19 protein-coding genes and 2 tRNA genes are annotated in these 21349 nt (G+C 58.7%); 11 read left to right on the forward strand and 10 right to left on the reverse strand.

The window, feature by feature from the left end; genetic code table 11:
* Positions 1–64: 64 nt before the first annotated feature.
* Positions 65–2431, forward strand: a complete 2367-nt coding sequence (locus AD949_RS08070; RefSeq protein ID WP_048836822.1) for a helicase-related protein — start codon at positions 65–67, stop codon at positions 2429–2431.
* A 99-nt stretch (positions 2432–2530) separates the two neighbouring features.
* Positions 2531–3088 carry a nucleotidyltransferase family protein gene (locus AD949_RS08075; RefSeq protein WP_048836809.1) on the forward strand — a complete coding sequence of 186 codons (558 nt, stop codon included), beginning with the start codon at positions 2531–2533 and terminating at the stop codon, positions 3086–3088.
* Between the two features lie 24 nt (positions 3089–3112).
* Here AD949_RS08075 and AD949_RS08080 read toward each other — a convergent pair whose 3' ends face one another.
* Both AD949_RS08080 and AD949_RS08085 read right to left on the reverse strand, forming a co-directional pair.
* Entirely contained in the window at positions 3113–4063 is a 951-nt protein-coding gene (locus AD949_RS08080) for an SDR family oxidoreductase (RefSeq protein ID WP_048836808.1), read from the reverse strand.
* Complete coding sequence (locus AD949_RS08085; RefSeq protein ID WP_371277372.1) at positions 4060–4713, reverse strand: DedA family protein; 654 nt, start codon at positions 4711–4713, stop codon at positions 4060–4062. Before AD949_RS08085 ends, AD949_RS08080 begins: the two co-directional genes overlap by 4 nt.
* A 257-nt stretch (positions 4714–4970) precedes the next feature.
* Between AD949_RS08085 and AD949_RS08090 the strand changes: the two genes are divergently transcribed.
* The gene (locus AD949_RS08090) at positions 4971–6932 is read left to right on the forward strand and encodes a S9 family peptidase (protein WP_048836820.1); all 1962 of its coding nucleotides are present in this window, start codon (positions 4971–4973) and stop codon (positions 6930–6932) included.
* Positions 6933–7089: 157 nt separating this feature from the next.
* On the opposite strand, the gene AD949_RS08095 is transcribed toward AD949_RS08090, so the two are convergent.
* From AD949_RS08095 to AD949_RS08110, 4 genes are all read right to left on the reverse strand, one after another.
* Positions 7090–8724 carry an NAD-dependent malic enzyme gene (locus tag AD949_RS08095; RefSeq protein ID WP_048836807.1) on the reverse strand — a complete coding sequence of 545 codons (1635 nt, stop codon included), beginning with the start codon at positions 8722–8724 and terminating at the stop codon, positions 7090–7092.
* Between the two features lie 307 nt (positions 8725–9031).
* Complete coding sequence (nusG, locus tag AD949_RS08100) at positions 9032–9562, reverse strand: transcription termination/antitermination protein NusG (protein ID WP_048836806.1); 531 nt, start codon at positions 9560–9562, stop codon at positions 9032–9034.
* A gap of 9 nt (positions 9563–9571) precedes the next feature.
* Positions 9572–9766: a preprotein translocase subunit SecE gene (gene secE / locus AD949_RS08105; protein ID WP_048836805.1), complete on the reverse strand. Its 195-nt coding sequence runs from the start codon at positions 9764–9766 to the stop codon at positions 9572–9574.
* A gap of 113 nt (positions 9767–9879) precedes the next feature.
* Positions 9880–9956, reverse strand: a tRNA-Trp gene (locus tag AD949_RS08110).
* A 220-nt stretch (positions 9957–10176) separates the two neighbouring features.
* Between AD949_RS08110 and AD949_RS08115 the strand changes: the two genes are divergently transcribed.
* From AD949_RS08115 to atpC, 6 genes are all read left to right on the forward strand, one after another.
* Positions 10177–10250 (forward strand) — tRNA-Gly (locus AD949_RS08115).
* A gap of 618 nt (positions 10251–10868) precedes the next feature.
* Positions 10869–11453 carry an ATP synthase F1 subunit delta gene (gene atpH / locus AD949_RS08125; RefSeq protein WP_048836803.1) on the forward strand — a complete coding sequence of 195 codons (585 nt, stop codon included), beginning with the start codon at positions 10869–10871 and terminating at the stop codon, positions 11451–11453.
* Complete coding sequence (gene atpA / locus AD949_RS08130) at positions 11453–12988, forward strand: F0F1 ATP synthase subunit alpha (protein ID WP_048836802.1); 1536 nt, start codon at positions 11453–11455, stop codon at positions 12986–12988. Before atpH ends, atpA begins: the two co-directional genes overlap by 1 nt.
* Positions 12989–13005: 17 nt before the next feature.
* Positions 13006–13905 (forward strand): F0F1 ATP synthase subunit gamma, encoded by a 900-nt coding sequence (locus AD949_RS08135; protein WP_048836801.1) that lies wholly within the window; start codon positions 13006–13008, stop codon positions 13903–13905.
* A 31-nt stretch (positions 13906–13936) separates the two neighbouring features.
* Complete coding sequence (gene atpD, locus AD949_RS08140; protein ID WP_048836800.1) at positions 13937–15409, forward strand: F0F1 ATP synthase subunit beta; 1473 nt, start codon at positions 13937–13939, stop codon at positions 15407–15409.
* 28 nt (positions 15410–15437) lie between these two features.
* A complete protein-coding gene (gene atpC, locus AD949_RS08145; RefSeq protein WP_048836799.1) occupies positions 15438–15848 on the forward strand; it encodes an ATP synthase F1 subunit epsilon in 411 nt (136 codons plus the stop codon).
* A gap of 196 nt (positions 15849–16044) precedes the next feature.
* On the opposite strand, the gene queF is transcribed toward atpC, so the two are convergent.
* The gene (queF, locus tag AD949_RS08150) at positions 16045–16515 is read right to left on the reverse strand and encodes a preQ(1) synthase (RefSeq protein WP_048835976.1); all 471 of its coding nucleotides are present in this window, start codon (positions 16513–16515) and stop codon (positions 16045–16047) included.
* A 130-nt stretch (positions 16516–16645) separates the two neighbouring features.
* Between queF and rnd the strand changes: the two genes are divergently transcribed.
* Complete coding sequence (rnd, locus tag AD949_RS08155) at positions 16646–17833, forward strand: ribonuclease D (RefSeq protein WP_048835987.1); 1188 nt, start codon at positions 16646–16648, stop codon at positions 17831–17833.
* Positions 17834–17899: 66 nt separating this feature from the next.
* Here the strand turns inward: rnd and AD949_RS08160 are convergent, their stop codons facing one another.
* Complete coding sequence (locus tag AD949_RS08160) at positions 17900–18898, reverse strand: adenosine kinase (RefSeq protein ID WP_048835975.1); 999 nt, start codon at positions 18896–18898, stop codon at positions 17900–17902.
* A 195-nt stretch (positions 18899–19093) separates the two neighbouring features.
* Between AD949_RS08160 and AD949_RS08165 the strand changes: the two genes are divergently transcribed.
* Positions 19094–19825, forward strand: coding sequence for a bactofilin family protein (locus tag AD949_RS08165; RefSeq protein ID WP_174766782.1), 732 nt, complete (start codon positions 19094–19096; stop codon positions 19823–19825).
* Between the two features lie 111 nt (positions 19826–19936).
* Here the strand turns inward: AD949_RS08165 and AD949_RS08170 are convergent, their stop codons facing one another.
* Positions 19937–20539 carry a GcrA family cell cycle regulator gene (locus tag AD949_RS08170; RefSeq protein WP_048835974.1) on the reverse strand — a complete coding sequence of 201 codons (603 nt, stop codon included), beginning with the start codon at positions 20537–20539 and terminating at the stop codon, positions 19937–19939.
* 143 nt (positions 20540–20682) lie between these two features.
* The gene (locus AD949_RS08175; RefSeq protein WP_048835973.1) at positions 20683–21294 is read right to left on the reverse strand and encodes a LysE family translocator; all 612 of its coding nucleotides are present in this window, start codon (positions 21292–21294) and stop codon (positions 20683–20685) included.
* Between the last annotated feature and the right edge of the window lie 55 nt (positions 21295–21349).

Here is a 21349-nt window from a genome sequence, read left to right on the forward strand (position 1 = left end):
ACAGGTCGGTTTTATTCCTGTTACAACCATTGTTCCGCCCGCGAGGATGCCGCATGAATACGGCATGACATCAGAGACTTTTGCATCCCCCGCCCGTGAGGCCTTTGCCCGTGTTTCCGCCCGCACGGGCCTGAACATCGAGCCACGGGAAGAGCAGGACATTCTGCGCCGTATTGCGCGCGCGCTGGAACCCGGAGCGCGGGATATTGAGGACAAGACCTACCGCGACATTCTGTGCGTCTCCCGGCGCAAAAAGCGCGTCTCCCGCCTTGTGGACATCACGCGGCGCAGCGGGCGCATCTGGATTACGCGGGATGAAATTGAAGACGCTGTCGCGACAATAGAAGATCCGGAAGCGGATGACAGAGGGCTGGAGCGCGCTCTGGCCCCCGTGACCCGCGCGCGGCTCCGCTCTTACGGTGCAAACCCGAAGGCGGTGTTCGAGACGGTTCAGGCGGATCTGGTCGATACCGGGCGTGTGCTGTCCCCACCCCAGACCGACCTGCTGCTGATGGCCATTGCGCTGGCGTTTGACCTGCCGGAGGGGGACCCGTTTCTGGACACAGTCCGGCGGGAGGAAGCCCAGCGCCAGAAGGTTGCCAGCACCATTGAGCGCACGGCGCGGGAGAAGCGCGAGAAAGAAGAATCGCGCCTCCGCACGTGGGAAGAAAGCCTGGTACAGTTTGATGAGGTGCCGCGCCTGCTGCGCTGCTCCCACAAGGAAGCGCTGCGCTGGATTGCGGAAAATCGTCTCCCCGTGGCGCGAAAAGTGCGCGAATCGGGCGATCGGGAACGTTGGGAGTTTGATCCGGCGGAACTTATTGCCCTGCGCGGCAAGCTGGGTGAATGGCGTAACGGGGGTGTTCCGGCAGTTGTCGGGGCCGGGGGTAAAGCCCCGGACATGGGCCGCAAGGTGGCCAATTCCGTTATTGCCCGCGTGGCAGCGCTAGACCGGTATGTTGCCCATTTCCGGACAGCGCGCGCGTTGAACCGCCGCATTACCCTTGTGACTGGCCCGACCAATAGCGGCAAATCCTACACAGCGCTGAATGCGCTGGCGCAGGCGGAAAGTGGTCTGGCGTTGGCCCCGCTCCGCCTGCTGGCGCATGAATTCCGCGAGGCTCTGGCGTCTCGCGGGGTTGAGGCCTCTCTCGCCACGGGGGAAGAGCGGATTCTGGTGCCGTCCAGCCGCCATCTGGCCGCAACGGTGGAAATGTGCCCGTTCCATAATCCGGTGGATGTCGCGGTGATTGATGAAGCACAGATGCTCTTCGATACAGACCGTGGTGCGGCATGGACCGCCGCCATCATGGGGGCTCCGGCCCGCCACCTGTATGTGCTGGGCGCGCCCGACTGTATTCCCATGGTGCGGCGTATTGCCGAACTGTGTGGGGACCCGCTGGATGAGATTTCACTGGAGCGCAAAAGCCCCCTGAAACCGGCCTCCCAGCCCGTGCGCTTGCAGGATCTTCAGACCGGGGATGCCGTGATTGCGTTCTCCCGGCGTGAGGTGCTGGACCTGCGGGCCACGCTCATGCAGCAGGGGCGGCGCGTGGCGGTGGTGTATGGGGCGCTCAGCCCGGAAGTGCGCCGGGCCGAGGCGCAGCGTTTTAACTCCGGGGCTGCGGATATCCTGATTGCCACGGACGCCATTGGCATGGGGCTGAACCTCTCCATCAAGCGCGTGGTATTTGCAGCGCTCAAGAAATTTGATGGCAAGCAGACGCGTGACCTCACGGTGCAGGAAGTCAAACAGATTGGCGGCCGCGCCGGGCGTTACGGCAAGCATGAAGTGGGCGTGGTGTCTGTTCTGGCAGGGGCGGGCAGCCCGTCCTTCATCCGTCGCCAGTTGGAGGCGGATGCGGAAATACCGGAAGACCTGCGCCCGTTCGTGCAGCCGGATGCGGATATCGTGAAGGCTGTTGCAGCGGAAATCGGGTCAGAAAGCCTCTATGGCGTGCTCTCCCGTATTCATCGCGCCGTGTTGCGCAAGGATGACCCGAATTACCGTCTGGCGGATATGGAGCAGGCGTTTGCCATTGCCTCCGCGCTGGAAGGGGTGGAGGGGTTGGATCTCACTACCCGCTGGTCCTATGCCATGTGCCCGGTGGATGACCGGGATAATGGCATCAGGCGGCTGGTTGGCTGGGCAGCGGACCATGCTGCGGGCCGCCGGGTTCTGCCGCCGGGCACCGGGCGTCTGCCCCCCAGTGAACGCGCCAGCCGTGAAGAACTGGAACGCGCCGAAAAACGGCATAAGCGGCTTGTTGCGTGGCGTTGGCTGGCGCTGCGTTTTCCGGAATTTTACCCGGACCGCGAGGACGCGGAGGAAACAACGCGCCGCCTGAATGAATGGATTGAAAGCGTCCTGCGTCAGCAGAGCCGCACCCGCAATGCGGCTCCCGGTGGCAGTTCTCGCAGGCGAGGTTAAGGGAAATCCCGTACCGTTCGGCGGGTATGAAAGTGCGATGGATGTCCTCCTTGGCCAAATCTCTCCCAGTGCAGTCGTTGTAAAGGAGCGTTTGTCACCATGGAGGCTTTGGGCGCAATATCGGCTCTACTTCGGGCAGACCCACTCCGCTGGCGTCTGCTCGGCATGGTGCGTGACCTGAGGTTGCCAGATGCGTGGATTGGTGCTGGCTTCATACGGAATGCTGTGTGGGACCATCTACATGGTCGGGCAGGATCCGGGTTGCACAGTGACGTGGACGTAATCTGGTATGACCCGGTACAAACTGACCCCGAAATAGATCGAACTTATGAGACCCTGCTTCTGGCAGCAGAACCCGGCGTTGCATGGTCCGTCAAAAATCAGGCCCGAATGCACAAGCGCAATGGTGACCCGCCTTATTCTTCCACCATGGATGCAATGCGCTACTGGCCTGAAACCGCGACCGCTCTCGCGGCCCGGCGCGATTTGAACAACGAATGTCATATCGCGGCTCCTCTGGGGGCAGAGGATTTAATGAATCTTGTTTTACGGCCAACGCCGCATTTTGTCCGCAACCGCATGAGGGACTACCACAAACGGGTGCAGGAAAAAGGCTGGACCAGCGTCTGGCCTCGCCTGACGCTGGTGGCCAAATAACGTTCCGAGACGGCGAGTAACGCGCTACCAGGCAACCCCCGTCAGCCGCTCGGACACATCCCACAGGCGGGCCGCCGTGCTGACTTTCTGTGCGGCGGGTGGCACTTTAGCTGGGCCGGGCGGGCCGCGCCGTTCGCCTGTGCCTTGCGGGCCGTAATAATCACCATCCCGCGCCGCCGGGGAAAGGGCTGCGTAAAGCAGCGGTTCCGCCCCCCGTGCCGCAGACTGGCCCATGACGCGTAGAATAGCCGTGCCCAGTACCCGCTCCGCTTTGCCCACAGCATCCGGCAGGCTGGACGCCGGACCATTGGCAATAATGGAGGTGGAAGACCAGCCGGGATGCGCTGCGCGGGAATGAATTTTCCAGCCATTCTCCCCGGCGCGTCGGGCTAGTTCCCGTGCAAACAGCAGGTTGGCCAGTTTGCTTTGCTGATACGCGCCAAAGGGGCTGTAGCGGTGGCGGGACTGTAAATCGTCAAACTGAATGGTATTTTTGCAGGCTGCCAGACTGGCGACAGTCACAACCGTACCGCCACCGGAAGCCGCTTCCAGCAGAGCGCGCAGGCGGGTGGTGAGCGCAAAATGGCCCAGATGGTTGGTGCCAAACTGCATTTCAAACCCGTCCGCCGTCTCCTGCCTGCGGGCAAGGGCCATCACCCCGGCATTATTCACCAGAAAATCCAGAGTGCCTGTGCGGTTGGCAACCTCCGCAGCGCAAGCGGCGATGGAGTCTAGGGACGCAAGGTTGAGGGTAAGCAGTTCGGCCTCCGCACCGGGGCACCGTGCGCGAAGGGCTGTCAGAGCGGCTTCCCCTCGCTCCATGCTCCGGACTGGCAGCAGTAGTCGCGCGCCACGTGTGGCCAGCCCACAGGCCACTTCAAACCCAAGGCCGCTATTGCCGCCTGTTATCAGCGCTACACGGCCTTTCAGGCTGGGCTGGCGGTTGGTCACGGACCATTCGTGTTTGCCGATCATGAGGGCATAATCCGCAGGCGTTCGTCTTTTTCTGCTGCTGCCAAGGCTTCCTCCGTCAGACGGTGTTCATTGCGTTTCAGGAAAAGGAATGACGTGAGGATGACTGTCACGGCGCACACGCCAAAAGCAATTCCCAACGGTACGGACAGCCGCAACACTTCACTCCCCAGCAAATAGGTGCAGATGGCATAGCCACCCGCCCAGCAGATGCCGCCCAACGCATTATGCCAGAGAAACGTATGCCACGGCATATGGTTCGCCCCGGCCAGCAGTGCGACAAACATGCGCAGCACGGCAATAAAGCGGCCAAAAAAGACCACGGACCCACCGTATTTGAGGAACACATACCGCCCCAGCAGCAGGCGGTTGGGTGTCAGGCCAAATTTAGGGCCATATTTTTGCAACAGCCGCAGGCCAAGGGCCCGGCCAATCAGATAACCAAAATTATCCCCCATGATTGCTCCGACCACGGCGGCAATCACCACCCCGCTGATATTAAGCTTATGGGTTGTGGCGCAGAAAAGTGCTCCGGTTATGATCAGACTCTCGGCAGGCAGGGGCAGCCCCATGCTTTCAAGCATGACCACCACGCCAATCACAGCATAGCCGTAATGGGAGAACAGGCTGTTCAGGTAATGCAGTGAAAAAATGGATTCGAGAGAGTGTAACAGGACAAAAATCCACTTCAGGCTGAGCGTGTGGTAAAGGATGCAGCAGGAACAGTGTCCGTCACACGCTGTCAAGTCTTGCGGGGTTACGGTATCTGAGCCTTCACAAACGGTGCGATGGGCCTAACTGTTCCCTACGTACCATCTGTTTTGCGCAGCTTTTCCTGCCCGGTGTCTGTATCTGCTGCCGGAATTACGGTTTGATAGAGGCTCTGTCTGTTAGCCCGGAGCGCCTTGCCATGTCCGATCTGCCGTCTTCCCTCACAGCCCCAGCGGAAGGTCCCGCGCCCATGCCGTGTGGCACATGGCCGTCCCGTGTTACGGCGGCTCTGGTGGCGGGGAAAACCCTCTCGCTGTCAGAGGTCAACACGGATGGCAACGCGGTGTTCTGGCTGGAACGGCGCCCGGCTGAAAAGGGCCGTTCTGTTCTCATGCGGTGGACACAGGGGCAGAGGGCTACGGAAGCCCTCCCAGCCCAATGCGATGTTGCTACCCGTGTGCATGAATATGGCGGCGGAGCCTACGCCGTGCGGGGTGGATGCATTGCGTTTTCTGACAAAAAGACCGGCTCGGTCTGGCTGGTGCCGCAGGAAGGCGCTCAGCCCGTGCAGATCGCAGGAGAAGACGGCCTGCGTTATGCCGACCTCCGGTTTGATCCTACAGCCACAACTGTTCTGGCTGTGCGGGAAGATCATCGTGCGGAGGGGGAGGCTAAAGCTGCTCTGGTCGCTCTCAAAATGCCGGTCGGCGCCGCGCGGGCGCAAGAGGGTGTGCTGTATAATGGCCCGGATTTTCTCTCATCGCCCGCTGTCTCGCCAGATGGCACACGCATGGCGTGGGTGGAGTGGCAGCATCCCGATATGCCGTGGGATGCCACGCGCCTGTGTCTGGCGGACGTTGAGCGGGATGCGGAAGGTCGGATAACCGCTCTGCGCAACCGGCAGGTTCTGACGGGTGCCACGCAACGCGAATCGGTTCTGGAACCGCGCTGGACCGAAAACGGCACGCTGCTGGCGATTTCTGACCGCTCCGGCTGCTGGACCCTCTGGCGTGTGCAGGCAGACCATACCCCCCCTTCTCTGGTGCCCTGCACCATGCCCGAGGGTGAGATTGGTCAGCCCGCATGGGTGTTTGGGCAGAGAAGCTACCAGCCTTTGCCAGAGGGCGGATGCGTGGTGTTGGCCGTGCGTGACGGCCGTACAAACTGTCTCATTCAGCCCGCGCAGGGGCAGGCTCTGCCCTGTGCGGCCCACCCGGACCAGTGCCCGGTGCCATTGGCGGATGGTCGTTTTGCATGGCTGGAGGTGCCGGAGGATGCCCTGCCTGCTGTTGTTGTTGGCAGCATGACACACGGGGCGGAACAGGTCCTGCAACGCGCAGCCACGCTGGACCTCGCACCTGCGGACATTGCTCGTGCGGAAACCGTACGCTTCCCGGTACCGGGGCTGGAAGGGGCTTCGGGGCACGCCCTGTTCTATCCGCCCGCCAATAGCCGCGCCTGTGTGCCGGAGGGCACGCTGCCCCCCATGATCGTGCAGGTGCATGGTGGCCCCACGGCGCGGGCTAATGAGGGATTTTCCTTCAAAGTCCAATGGTGGACGTCTCGCGGGTTTGCGGTGCTGGATGTCAATTACGGCGGCTCGACCGGATTCGGTCGTGCATGGCGTGAGCGGCTGAATGGCGCATGGGGCGTTGTGGATGTCGCGGATTGTCTGGCCGCCTGCCGCCATATGGTGGCCACGGGGCGTGTGGACCCCAAGCGCCTTGCCATTCGCGGTTCCAGTGCTGGGGGCATGACTGTGCTGGTCGCTCTTGCCGAATCGGATCTGTTTGCTGCTGGTGTCAGCCTTTATGGCGTGACGGATTTGCGGGCCTTGGCGCAGGAGACGCATAAATTCGAGGCCCGTTATCTGGATGGTCTTATCGGCCCATGGCCGGAGGCCGAGGCCGTCTATCTGGCTCGCTCGCCCCTGTCGGTCGCGCACAAGATCAAGGCTGCGGTGCTGCTGCTTCAGGGCGCTGACGATAAGGTTGTGCCGCCGGGGCAGGCACATGCCATGGCCCGAGCACTGGAAGAAGCAGGCTCGCCATGTACCCTGCATGAATTTCCCGGTGAAGGGCATGGCTTCCGGCAGGAGGTGACCATTCGCAAGGCGCTGGAAGAAGAGTTGGCGTTTTATGGCCGTGTCTTTGGATTTTAAGGGGAGATTTTAAGAGAATCCCCAGAAAACATACGCTTTCGTGATCGCTAAAAATGGTCCGGTTGGGAGACGTTTTCTGACCTGCCGACGTTATGCCCTAAAAAAGAAAAAGGCCGAATCCTCCTTCCGGACGATTCGGCCTTTTTGTGTGCGGCACTTAGTCTGTGTAGCGCGGCGTATAGGTCAGGCTTTCAATCCATGCCCGGATATCATCCGGGCGTTCCACCGTGGCCGCGCCCTGATCGAAAATGAATTCGGCAATGCGCGTGGCGGAGGTAATGGAGACTTCCAGAATCTCGCTCTGTGGCGGGAACAGGCGGCCCCGTTCCTGAGACGCCAGATCGACCTGATCCGCCAGTGCCTTGGCCGCGGTAATCACCATGTCATCGGTAATCAGATCCGGACAAGTGGCGTAAACGGCCAGCCCCAGAGCCGGGAAAATATAGAAATTGTTGGCCTGCCCCGGATAGAAGGTTTTCTCGTTCAGCGTCACTTCCGGATATTGCAGGCCCGCGGCAAACAGGGCGCGTCCATCGGACCAGCCATAGGCCTGCTCTGCTGTGCATTCCGCGTTTTTGCCGGGAAGAGAGAGCGCGAAGATGATGGGCCGCTCATTCAGCGCCGCCATTTCTTCCACAACCGCTTGCGTAAAAGCGCCGCCACAGGTGGAAACGCCGATCAGAATCGTCGGCTTCACGGCTTTGATCGTCGCCAGAAGATCGCGTGACGGCGGCATGGCCTTCGCAAAGCGGGCCTGTTGTGGGGAAAGATCAGTGCGAGCTGTCTCCAGCAGGCCGTCCACATCCATCAGCGTGATGCGGGAGACGGCTTCCGCTACCGACAGGCCTTCTTTCTGCATGGCGGTGGCGAGCATGTTGGCCGTGCCCAGACCGGACGAACCTGCTCCGAGGAAGAGGACGCGCTGCTCCGTCAACGGCTCGTTCTTGATGCGCAGGGCCGTTATCAACCCTGCAAGGGTTACAGCGGCTGTGCCCTGAATATCATCGTTGTAGCAGCGGATGCGGGGGTAGTATTTTTCCAGATACCGGATGGCGTCCGTGCCCTTCCAGTCCTCAAAATGCAGGCAGCAACGTGGGAAGACCGTCTGCACAGCCTGCACAAATTCTTCCACAAACTCATCCAGCACGTCCTGTGTCGGCGGGTCGCGTCGCAGGCCCAGATAGAGCGGGTCGGCCCGCAGGGCTTTGTTTGTGGTGCCAATATCAAGCTGGATGGGCAGCAGCACTTCCGGCGGCACAGCCCCACAGGCCGTATAGAGATGTAGCTTGCCAATCGGGATTCCCATCCCGTTCACGCCAATATCGCCAAGGCCCAGAATACGCCCCCCCGTGGTCACGCAGATCACCCGGACATCCTCTATCGGCCAGTTGCGGAGGACCTCTGCAATGCGGCCCTTCATGTCCAGACTGATGTACATGCCACGCGGGCGGCGGTAGATATGGCTGAACTGCTGGCAGACCAGAGCCAATGTCGGCGCGTAGATAATGGGTACGTATTTGGCCGGGTTGGACATCAGAACCCGGTAAAATAGGGTTTGATTCTGGTCCCGCAGGCCACTCAGATAAATATAGCGCTCAAGGTCGCTGGGTTTGGCGTCCAGATGCCGGTGGATGCGCTCAACCTGTCGGTCCAGACTTTCAACATGCGTGGGCAAAAGCCCTTCCAGCCCATACTGCCGCCGTTCCTCAGCCGTAAAGGCTGTGCCCTTGTTCTGAGTGGCATCATTCAGGAGGGACATGCCCCGGAGGTGCGGGATGGAGGCTTTTGGCATTCTAAACCCTTCAAACTTGTGAGACCAACACAGAGTGTTCTTCGGAAACGGTAGAAAACTGCGGATTCTCTTATTGGAGCCTGAAAGTAACAAAAATTTCAGCGCGTAAGCCTGAGAATTTCAAGAGGGAGCTATGTTTCACGCAAAAACTAGACCATTGCGCAGCAAATGCCGGGGCAAGGGCTCTGGGCCTGACCATTCTGCTCAAAACGCGGGACCACGCGCACGGTTCAAAAGCGCCGCGTATAAAAAAAGGCGGCACAAGGCCACCTTTTTTAAACCGTCTCAGACCAAAGACCGGATAAGCTCAGAGCTTTTCGACCTGACCATATTCCAGATCGACCGGGGTCGAGCGACCGAAGATCGAAACGCTGACTTTCAGACGTCCCTTTTCTTCGTCAATTTCTTCAATCACACCATTGAAGGAGGTAAACGGCCCATCCGCCACGCGAATCTGCTCGCCCACTTCAAAGGTAACAGCAGAACGCGGATGCTGGATGCCATCCTGTGCCTGCTGGATAATCCGTTCGGCTTCCGCAGCGGAAATCGGGGTCGGGCGGTTCTTGGTGCCGAGGAACCCCGTAACTTTGGGAGTATCCTTGACCAGATGCCACGACTCATCCGTCATTTCCATCTTCACCAGCACGTAACCGGGGAAGAATTTGCGTTCAGCATTCACTTTCTGGCCGCGACGCATTTCGATGACTTCTTCTGAGGGAACCAGAATTTCATCAATATGGTCAGCAAGACCCTTCTGTTCTGCCTGTTCGCGAATATGCTGGGCGATTTTTTTCTCGAAGCCCGAATAGACGTGGACCACGTACCAACGTTTGGCCATGTCGTTTCCTCAGCCTCCCAGCCCGAACAATTGACGCACGCCGAGACCAATAATCTGGTCAACGACAAAGAAGAACGCGGATGCAAGGCCCGCCATGGCCAGCACAGCACCCGTTGTGATGAGGGTAGCACGTCGGGACGGCCACGTGACCCGTTCGGCCTCGGCACGTACATCACGCAGAAACTTACCGGGACTGACCGACACGAACTATCCTCTCTCCGCTGCCCGGCCCGAATCTGATCAGACAGACGGCGCAGCCAATAATTTTCTGTCGGAAAACACCGCAGGCTTTGCGAGGCTCTCCAGCCAGTGTTGTCTGGCAGGGGTGGAGGGTCTCGAACCCACAACCTCCGGTTTTGGAGACCGGCGCTCTAGCCAATTGAGCTACACCCCTGCAGTGCGACAAGCCAACGCGGAAAGCAGGTATAACGGAAATCCGTCAGCCTGACCACCCATACGCGGCCCTTGCAGGAGGCGGAACAAAATATGTTGTGGCTCTAAAGTCAAGAGGCAGAAGACAATATCCTGTCAGATTGTGAAAAGAAGGCACAGAAAGTCCCCTCGTCAGGGGGTTGCGAAGTGCTGCCTTTTGGGGTTAAGAGGGTGCCCAGAGCGCGGGCGTAGCATAGTGGTAATGCTGTAGCCTTCCAAGCTACCGAGGAGGGTTCGATTCCCTCCGTCCGCTCCAAAAATAAATTTTCCCGAAAAATAAAATTTTTATGTCAGATCAAAATTTTGATCGCGCGCAAATGCTTTTTGTCGGGTTAATCCCTTTGGTTGGCGTTTTTGATCGCGTAAGCCGGAGCGTGTTGGGCCGGGTTACGGTTAAAAAGCCGCATGCTCTCGCCTGCTAAGACATTCGCATCGGGAACGGACCTAAAGAATGTTGGTTGGTATGAAGCGGCCGCAAACAGATTTTCTCGGTTTGTGGATTCGCATCATTCCAGTGACGCGTGCCCTGTAGGCAAAGAAAAGGGCTCTGATATTCCGGCTGTCATTGGCCGCAGAGTGTTTTCCAGAAAGATTTCCAGAAAGATTTATAGTGTCTCTTTCTGGTGCACGTTGCCGTGGAAACACCCTCCTCAACTATGTCTTCCGTGATGTTTTTATGTCGGAAAGGTCTTTTTCCCGTGGGGTGCCGTATGAAAAGCGGGGGTGCCGGGTGATTTTGGATGATGGTGCCGGTTGCGTGGGCTGTATCAGCATGCTAGAGGCCGCGCCGACGCATGCTTGTGGCTTCTATGCAGCCAGAGGCGGAGTCATGTATGTGGAATGCCGGCGCGCACAGAAGGAAAGAGCCTAAAGAGTGGTGGCCTCGGGCGTAACGACAGCACAATCGGTTGCTTTTGCTTCCAACGGTCTTGAAGGCCGTTACGCAACTGCGCTTTATGAACTCGCAGCGGAACAGCAGCAGCTGGATGCAGTGCTTGATGAATGTGCGGCACTTGCCCGCCTGATTGATGAAAGTGCCCCATTACGCACTGTTCTGGGTGATCGGCGGCTTGATATCACTGTCTCCCGCAAGGCTGTTCTAGCCGTGCTGGATGCACAGGGTTTTTGCCAGACTCTTAAGAATTTCGTGGGTGTCGTCGCTGATAACCGCCGTCTGCCGAATTTGCGGCAGATTTTGGCGGCAGTCGATGCCCTCGCCTCCGCCCGCCGGGGTGAAGTGGTTGCAGATGTTACATCTGCCCAACCGCTGACTACCACGCAGCGCGCCCAGCTTCAGGTCCGTCTGGCTGAAGCCGGTTATTCCCGCATTACTATTCGTGAGCGTGTCGATTCTTCCCTGCTCGGCGGCCTTGTCGTCCGTGTCGGGGCCAAGCTTTATGACGCCAGTCTTCAGACCCGCCTGTTTCGTTTGCATTACGCCATGAAGGGAGCCGCGTGATGGAAATCCGTCCCGCAGAGATTTCGGATATCCTCAAGCAGCAGATTGCTTCGTTCGACAAAGAATCCGATGTTGTCGAAACCGGCACTGTCCTGTCTGTCGGCGACGGCATTGCCCGTGTGTTCGGCTTGCAGCATGTGATGGCCGGGGAGCTCGTCGAGTTCCCGGCTTCCGGCCAGAAAGGCATGGCGCTGAACCTTGAGAGCGATAACGTCGGTATCGTTATCTTTGGTGATGACACCAACATTCGTGAAGGTGACACGGTCGCCCGTTCCGGTGTCGTGGTTGAAGTCCCCACAGGGAAAGGCCTGCTGGGTCGCGTTGTTGACGGTCTGGGTAACCCGATCGACGGCAAAGGCCCGCTGTCCAACGTTGAAATGCGCCGCGCTGAAGTAAAGGCGCCCGGCATCATGCCGCGTCAGTCCGTCAGCGAACCGATGCAGACCGGCATTAAAGCCATTGACGCCCTCGTGCCCGTCGGCCGTGGCCAGCGTGAACTGGTGATTGGTGACCGTCAGACTGGTAAAACAACCATCCTGACCGACACGATCCTCGCGCAGAAAACCGTCAATGACGCGGGCGACGATAAAAAGTCTCTCTACTGCATTTACGTGGCAGTTGGTCAGAAGCGTTCCACGGTTGCACAACTCGTGCGCCTGCTGGAAGAAAAAGGCGCGATGAAATACTCCATCGTCGTCGCGGCAACGGCCTCCGATCCGGCTCCCCTCCAGTATCTGGCACCCTATGCTGCCTGTGCCATGGGTGAGTATTTCCGTGACAACGGCATGCACGCACTGATCTGCTATGATGACCTGTCCAAGCAGGCTGTGGCGTACCGCCAGATGTCCCTGCTGCTGCGTCGTCCGCCGGGCCGTGAAGCGTATCCGGGTGACGTGTTCTACCTGCACTCCCGTCTGCTCGAACGCGCTGCAAAAATGTCTGACGCCCATGGCGGCGGTTCTCTGACGGCTCTGCCGGTCATTGAAACGCAGGCTGGTGACGTGTCCGCCTATATCCCGACCAACGTGATTTCCATCACCGACGGGCAGATCTTCCTTGAGACCGATCTGTTCTACCGTGGTATCCGTCCGGCCGTGAACGTTGGTGGGTCCGTGTCTCGTGTAGGCTCTGCCGCACAGATCAAGGCGATGAAGCAGGTTGCTGGCAAGATCAAGCTGGAACTGGCTCAGTACCGTGAAATGGCTGCCTTCTCTCAGTTCGCGTCCGATCTGGACCCGGCTACGCAGAAGCAGCTTGCCCGTGGTGCCCGTCTGGTTGAACTGCTCAAGCAGCCCCAGTCTTCCCCGCTGACGGTTGAAGAACAGGTTATCGTGCTGTTTGCTGGCACCCGTGGCTTTATTGACGGTATCGCTGTCGATAAGGTTGTGCCTTGGGAACACGCTCTGCTGGCCGACCTGCCGAACGGTGGCAAGGATATTCTGGAAACCATCCGTAAGGAGCAGCAACTGTCGAAAGACACGGAAGCCCGCCTGACGGAATATCTGACCACCTTCAACCGCAACTTCGGCGGCTGAGGAGCAGGACCTAATCCATGGCTTCCCTCAAGGAACTCCGCGCGCGTATCGGAAGTATCAAGTCGACACGGAAGATCACTAGCGCGATGAAAATGGTCGCGGCCGCAAAATTGCGCCGCGCTCAGGTCAGTGCTGAGGCTGCTCGTCCGTACGCTGCCGCTATGCGGCGGATGCTGGGTGAACTTGCTGCTGCCACGAAGGGGGAAGAGGGTGCACCGCGTCTTCTGGCCGGAACGGGGCAGGATAAAGTTCATCTGCTGATCCCGATCACCAGTGATCGCGGTCTGTGCGGTGGCTTTAACTCCAACGTGCACCGGCTGACGCTTCAGACCATCAAGAAGCTTCAGGCTGAAGGTAAAACCGTCAAACTGTTGCCGGTTGGCCGTCGCGCCCTGAACTTCTTTAACCGCGAACATGCTGACCTGATTGTTGATAAGGTCATCGGGTTCAGCGGCAAGGATGTTCCGTTTTCTGTTGCCAGTGACCTTGGTGACAAGGTGAACGCGCTGCTGGAAGCTGGCGAAATCGACGTCTGCACGCTTGTGTTCAACAAGTTCCAGAACGCGATGACGCAGACACCAGCCTGCCTTCAGCTTGTGCCCATGGTGATGGATGAGACATCGGTGAACACCGGTGCTGCCTCCGTCAAAGCAGAAGATGCCGCGCAGTATGAATTTGAACCGGATGAAGCAACGCTGCTGGCAATGCTGCTTCCGCGGAATCTACAGGTTCAGATCTACGCTTCGCTGCTGGAAACAGCCGCGGGTGAGAACGGTGCCCGTATGACGGCCATGGATAACGCGACGCGCAATGCAGGCCGGACCATTGACAGTCTGAGCAAGGTCTATAACCGGACCCGCCAGACGAATATTACTAACGAACTGATCGAAATCATTTCGGGCGCACAGGCTGTCTGAGCCCGCTCGTTTGCCCCGCAGGAGCTGACCCATGTCGGATACCACAACCCAGACCCAGGCCCCTGCGGCCACAAAGACCAATTCTGTTGGCCGCATCACCGAGATTAGAGGGCCGGTTGTTGATGTGCAGTTCGAAGGTGAACTGCCGAAAATTCTCAACGCCCTTCACGTCAAGCTGGGTGAACAGACTCTGGTGCTTGAAGTGGCCCAGGAAATTGGCGAGCACGAAGTGCGCTGCATTGCCATGGAAACCACCGACGGTCTGGTCCGTGGTGCAGAAGTTGCCGATACTGGCACGCAGATTTCTGTTCCGGTCGGCCCCGAAACGCTTGGCCGTATCCTGAACGTCATCGGGGAACCGATTGACGAAAAAGGTCCGATCAAGACCGCACGTCGCGCCCCTATCCACCGCGATGCGCCTTCTTTTGAAGAGCAGGCTGCGGCTTCTGAAATCCTGATGACGGGCATTAAGGTTGTTGACCTGCTTTGCCCGTACCTCAAGGGCGGTAAGGTCGGTCTGTTCGGCGGTGCTGGCGTTGGCAAGACCGTTATTATTCAGGAACTCATCAACAACATCGCAAAAGCCCACGGCGGCGTGTCCGTGTTCGCGGGTGTTGGTGAACGTACCCGTGAAGGCAACGACCTGTATTACGAAATGCAGGACGCTGGCGTTATCAAGCTGGACGAAAACAACAACACCGAGGGCTCCAAAGTGGCTCTGGTGTTCGGCCAGATGAATGAACCGCCGGGTGCCCGTGCCCGTGTTGCGCTGTCTGGTCTGACGCTGGCTGAATACTTCCGTGATGAAGAACATCAGGACGTTCTGTTCTTCGTGGACAACATCTTCCGCTTCACGCAGGCTGGCTCTGAAGTGTCCGCTCTGCTGGGCCGTATCCCGTCCGCAGTGGGCTATCAGCCGACACTGGCTACGGAAATGGGTGCATTGCAGGAACGTATTACGTCCACCAAGCAGGGCTCCATTACGTCCGTTCAGGCCGTGTATGTTCCCGCGGACGATCTGACCGATCCGGCGCCTGCTGCAACCTTCGCGCATCTTGATGCAACAACCGTGCTGAACCGCTCCATTGCTGAAATGGGCATCTACCCGGCTGTTGACCCGCTAGATTCCACGTCTCGTTCTCTGGACCCGGCTATTGTGGGCGAAGAGCACTACAACGTGGCGCGTGACGTGCAGCGTATCCTGCAGACCTACAAGTCCCTGCAGGACATCATCGCCATTCTGGGTATGGATGAACTGTCTGAAGACGATAAGCTGATTGTGGCCCGTGCACGCCGCATCCAGCGCTTCCTGTCTCAGCCGTTCCATGTGGCAGAAGTCTTCACTGGCGCGCCGGGCAAGCTGGTTGCCATTGCTGACACGGTCCGCTCCTTCAAGGCGATCTGTGCCGGTGAGTATGATGACCTGCCGGAAGCTGCGTTCTACATGGTTGGCACGATTGAAGAAGCCGTTGCCAAGGCAGAAAAAATGAGGGAATCGGTCTAACAGCCGGTTTCGGGAAGGAACAGCATTCATGCCGATCCAGATCGAGATCATCAGCCCTGAAAAGGTTCTGGTGTCGCGTGAAGTAGATATGGTTGTCATGCCGGGTGCGGAAGGCGATATCGCCGCCATGCCCGAGCGTGCCCCTATGATGCTTCTGCTGCGTGGTGGTGTTGTCTCACTGTACGAAAATGATACCGTGACGGACCGTTATTTCGTCGGTGGTGGCTTTGCGGACATGACGGCAACCCGTTGCACCATTCTGGCTGATAAAGCCGAGCCTGTGAGCGCAATCTCTATTGATAACGCCACGGCAGCGCTTGAAGCTTTGACGGAAGCTTGGGATAAAGCCGACAAGACCGATATTTCACGTCTGGACGTTCTTCAGGATAAAATCCTGTCCGTGCGCGCTGAAATTGATGCCGGATCTTCTTCTCTCTGATTCAAAATTCGGTTTAACCCGAGTTTTGTAAGAGAGACGGTTACGACACGACTTTAATTTAAAAAAGCCACCCTTGCGGTGGCTTTTTTTATGCCCGATCTTTGAGCCTCAAAGCCTCAAAGCCTCAAAGCCTCAAAGCCTCAAAGCCTCAAAGCCTCAAAGCCTCAAAGCCTCAAAGCCTCAAAGCCTCAAAGCCTCAGCCGCGCCCGCGATAGGTGGGGACATCCTGTGAGGGAATCCAGACATCTGCCGGGGGTGCGCCAGTCTGCCAGAACACATCAATCGGCATGCCGCCGCGAGGGTACCAGTAGGCGCCAATGCGCAGCCAAACCGGGTTGAGCCGTTCCACCAGTGTTGTGGCAATCTGCACGGAGCAGGCTTCGTGAAAGGAGCCATGGTTGCGGAAACTGGTCAGGAAGAGTTTGAGAGACTTGCTCTCCACAATCCACTGGTCCGGCACGTAATCAATCACAAGATGCGCAAAGTCCGGCTGGCCAGTAACAGGGCAGAGGGACGTGAATTCAGGTGCTGTAAAACGCACGAGGTAATTCTTGCCGGGGTAAGGGGCCGGTACACGTTCCAGAACAGCCTCTTCCGGGCAGGTCGGGGCCGGGGTTGCGCGGCCGAGCTGGGTGAGGGCGTCACTGCCGTCATCAGGGCGGGTCATGGCGTTTCTTTCTGTTAGGGACTCTCTTCGTGCTTCATGTCGAAGCTGCGGGGGCTTTCGTCAAGCTTTTCAGAAAGACGGGCAGTGCTGTCCGCTTCTTTTTCCTGACAGGTGGTGTATGAAGGCAGACATGGCCAGAGCTTCCTCCCCCGCATTTTCTGAACCCCGCCTCATTTCCACAACGGACGATCTGGCGACCACTCTTACCCGCCTGCGTGCAGAACCGTATCTGACGATTGATACGGAATTCATGCGTGAGCGCACCTACTGGCCGGAGTTGTGTCTGGTGCAGATTGGTGGCGTGCAGGAGGTGGTGCTGATTGACACCATGGCGGATGGTCTGGACCTCGCTCCTCTGGCGGAGTTGATGGCGGATGCGTCCGTCCTGAAAGTTTTTCATGCGGCCCGGCAGGATCTGGAAATTTTCCTGCATCTGTTTGATGCTCTGCCCACGCCGCTGTTTGATACACAGGTTGCCGCCATGGTGGCGGGGTATGGAGATCAGGTGGGGTATGACAGCCTTGTCGGGTCCATCACTGGCCACGCGATTGATAAGAGCCACCGTTTTACTGATTGGTCTGTGCGCCCGCTTTCAGCGGCACAACTGACCTATGCCGCAGGCGACGTAACATGGCTGCGCCGTGTGTATGAGCAACTGATGAAAAAGCTGGAGCAGGAAAAGCGTCTGGATTGGGTGTCTGCAGAAATGGCCGTGCTGACAGACCCGTCCACTTTCCGGGCAGACCCGGAAAAACAGTGGGAGCGTCTGCGCGCCCGCACAACCAACCGGCGGATGCTTGGCATTCTGCGCGCTGTGGCGGCTCTGCGTGAGCGGGAAGCGCAGCGGGTGAATGTCCCGCGTCAGCGTTTGCTGAAAGATGAAAGCCTGCTGGAAATTGCAGCCACCGCCCCAACCACGCAGGATGCGCTGGCACGGGTGCGCGGTGTGTCTCGCGGATTGGCGGAAGGGCGCACAGGGCAGGGTTTGCTGGATGCTGTGGCGCAGGCACAGGCGCTCCCGGATGCGGAATTGCCGCGTCTGCCCAAAAACAGGAGCAAGGATGCTCCCCGTGCGTCGGCCGCCCTTATGGCGTTGTTAAAAGTTTTGCTGACCAGTTGTTGTGAAGAGCACGACGTTGCGCCCAAACTGGTTGCCTCCATGGAAGATCTGGAAGCTCTGGCGCTGGACCCGTCTGCACCCAACCCGGCCCTTTCAGGTTGGCGGAAAGCGGTGTTTGGGGATGCCGCTCTGGCCCTGTGCAAGGGTGAGATTGCGTTGGGCGTAAAAGGCGACAAAGTCGATATTCTGACGCGCTGAGATCTCTGCCTTTCCTATAACAGGAAAGGCAGAGCGTTCTCACGAACAATGGGGAAAAACGGCTTTTTAGAAGCCCATTTCCTGCCAGAGATTGGCCAGCGGACGTGCGCCGACGTGTGAGATAATTTCAGACGCGGCGACAGAGGCCAGACGCCCACATTCCGGCAGCGTGCGGCCAGAGGTCAGACCAGCGAGGAAGCCCGCGGCATAGGCATCGCCCGCGCCGGTTGTGTCCACCACCTGCGTGGGAACAGGGGCCACGGTTGTCATCTGCCCATCATGGATCACCACGCTGCCCAGACCGGAGCGGGTCAGGGCCGCGAAGGTCGTATCCGCCAGCGTGTGGCGGGCTGCTGTTTCAAAACTTTCCGTTTCATACAGCGCGCAGATTTCATCTTCATTCGCGAAGAGAATATCGACATGCCCTTTCACCAGATCCAGAAACGCCTCGCGGTGGCGGCCAACACAGAACGGGTCAGACAGGGACAGCGCGACCTGACGGCCATTCTGATGCGCAAGCGTCGCCGCGCGGCGGAAGGCTTCCTGCGCATGCGGCGGATCAAACAGATAGCCTTCCAGATAAACGATTTTGGAGGCGGCAATAAGTTCCGGCAGCACGTCGTCCGGCGTGAAGTGCGTGCACGCGCCCAGATAGGTTGCCATCGTGCGCTGGCCGTCCGGTGTGACCATGACAACGCAGCGTGCTGTCGGCAGATTTTCGGAAATATGCCCATCCAGCGGCGTAGAGGGGAAGGTGATGCCGTTGTCTTGCAAATCCTGCGCAAATTTCTGGCCTGCCGTGTCATGCGCAACCTTGCCCAGATAGGCAACGCGTGCGCCAAACTGCGCGGCCACAACACAGGTATTGGCGGCGGAACCACCGCCCATAACCCGCTCCACTTTCAGACCTGCGGTCAGGCTATCCGCCCGGTCGGCATCAATCAGCGTCATGCTGCCGGGGGTCAGATTCTGTTCAAGCAGAAATGTCGGTTCAACAGTGGCAAGAATGTCGGTAATCGCATTGCCAATGCCGAGAATATCGTATTTTGCCTCAGAGCCAGTCATGACGGTCTTTATTTTCCTGAAAAAATGAGCAGATCGGCTCTTTCGGTATCGCGCTGCCATAAAAAGGGCAACAGCAAGCGGTAACGGATGCTTGTCGCATGACCTGTCCGTTGTATAACAAATTTAGGCTGTCAGCTTGATAGAACGACGCGGGCAGGTACAACGTATAACCGCTGTCGCAGAACGGCAGCCAGCATGGCGGGGGGATTCTTGTTTAAACGACGCAAGCCCGAAGATAACCGACCGGCCGGGCAAAATGCCGGTCAGAGTACCAGTCAGCCGGGCGCGGAGCGTCCTGCCGGGGCATTTGGTACGCTTTTTCCTTCTTCCTCTTCTCCCACGGGTTCGCCTCCGCCTTCCGGCAGCGGTCAGGCACCTGCTCCCCGTCCAGACGCAACAAAGGAGACCTCAATGGGTCGTGCGCCTCTTCCCCCCGGTTCCCCTCTTTCTCCTAACGCTGGTATGCCGCCCATGCCGGGTGCCGCTGCGGCGCGTGGTGTTGCGACACCGCAGCCCAAAAAGGAAGGCCCGGAACAGCGGACCCTCGTTGTTGGCCGTGGTATCAGCGTTCAGGGCACCGTGCAGGATGCCGAGCGTCTGGTTGTGGAAGGCACCGTGGAATCCAGCATGATTTCCGCCAAGGAACTTGCTGTGATGCCGGGTGGCCTGTTCCGTGGTGGCGTGGAAGTTGAGAACGCAGAAATTGCCGGAACGGTTGATGGTTCCCTGACCGTGCGTGGCAGCCTGACGGTGCGTGCAACAGGCCGCCTGCTGGGTAAAGCGGCCTGCCGTCGCCTGAAAGTGGAAGATGGCGGCCAGATTACTGGCCAGTTGGAAATGCTGGGTGATGATAGCAGTGTGCCGAAGCCTGCTCCGGCTCCGGCTGCAACACCGGCTGCGGATGCGCCGGTTAAAGCGGAAGGCTGAATTTTCCTGCAGGCGGGGCATAAGCTTCCGCCTGCCAGAAGAAACAAAAAAGCGCGCCCTTTGCAAAAGCAAAGCGGCGCGCTTTTTTGTGGCGAATGTTTTGGTCTGCCCTCAGGCGACGTTATCGCGCCGATCCCGCAGTTTGACGTAAGCAATCTGCGCATGTTCCGCGCAATAGGGCTTACCCGGCAGCGGCGTTGCCCCGCAGAAATGGAAGCCGGGGGTGCCCGGGTCACCAATCGGCCAGCAGCAGGAAGGGCCGCGGCGTTTCTTGGTTTCGGGATCAGAAATATTGCGCAACGCGGTTTTGGGTTTCGCGGGGGCGCGGGGTGCTGCCGGTGCTTTTTCCGGCTTGGCCGGTTTGGCTTCCGCTTTAGGCTGAGGGGCCGGTTTGGGGGGCGGAGCGTCCATAACAGCAACAGTGACCGGGGCCGGCTGGGTCTCTGCGACAGACTCGGCAACGGGCTGAGGTGCCTTTTCCATGGCGGCTGGCGCAACAGCGGCCGGGGGCACCTGAGCAGGGTTTTCCGCTACAACGGTTTTAGATTTGTCGCTCCGGCGGATGGGAGACGGGCGCGGGGGCAGACTCAGACGATGCGCTTTGCCCACCACAGCGTTTTTTGTGATGGAGAGCCGACGGCCAATTTCTGCAGTTGAGAGGCCTTCCGCCCAGAGCTCTTTGAGCCGGGCGATCGTTTCATCGGTCCACTCCATGCACAGGCACCTTTTCGTATTGTCATGTGTCAGTGAAGCCAGATGCTTCAGTGCCGGGCATATTACGGCCAGAGCAGGGGTATCTCAAGCAGGAAGGCCAGAAATTCTTGAAATCAGGCCGGTTTTCAGCCTGCATTCAGCGTCTAGTGCGTTCCGGCCTCCATCATCAGCGGGTAAAGGGATGCCACCAGCAACGCCGCCATGGTGAGGTTGAACCCGCGCAGAAGAGCAGGTTGGCTGAGCCAGCGGCGCATGATGGCGCCAAAGCTGGTCCAGAGGCTGACGCAGGGGAGCGTCATCAGCCCGCAAATAAGGCAGGCCAGAATGAGGCCATAGAGGAAATTTTCGTGCGGCAGATAGGCTGACACAATGCCAATGGCAATAATCCACGCCTTGGGGTTGACCCACTGGAACCCGGCAGCCTGAAGAAAGCTGATGGGCTGCCCCGCGGCGGATTGCGCAGATGCGGGGTGTGCTGTTGCAATTTTCCATGCCAGCCAGAGCAGATAGGCCGCGCTCACATATTTCAGCCAGACGTAGAGCAGGGGAAAGCGGTCAAACACCACGCCGAGTCCGAGCCCCACCAAACCAATCATCAGCACAAACCCGAGTGTAACGCCCAGAATATGTGGGATAGAGCGCCTGAAGCCGTGGTTCAGGCCGGACGCCGCCAGCATGGTGTTGTTCGGGCCGGGCGTAATGGAGGCCACCAGAGCGAAAGCGGTCAGGGGGCCAAAGCTGCTCCAGAAGGACATGCCGGGTAAAACTCCGTTTGCAGAAGGCGGAATAGTCCCACTATTCAGGAAAAAA

The sequence above is a fragment of the Acetobacter orleanensis genome (assembly GCF_001581005.1).
GTDB classification, from domain to species: domain Bacteria; phylum Pseudomonadota; class Alphaproteobacteria; order Acetobacterales; family Acetobacteraceae; genus Acetobacter; species Acetobacter orleanensis.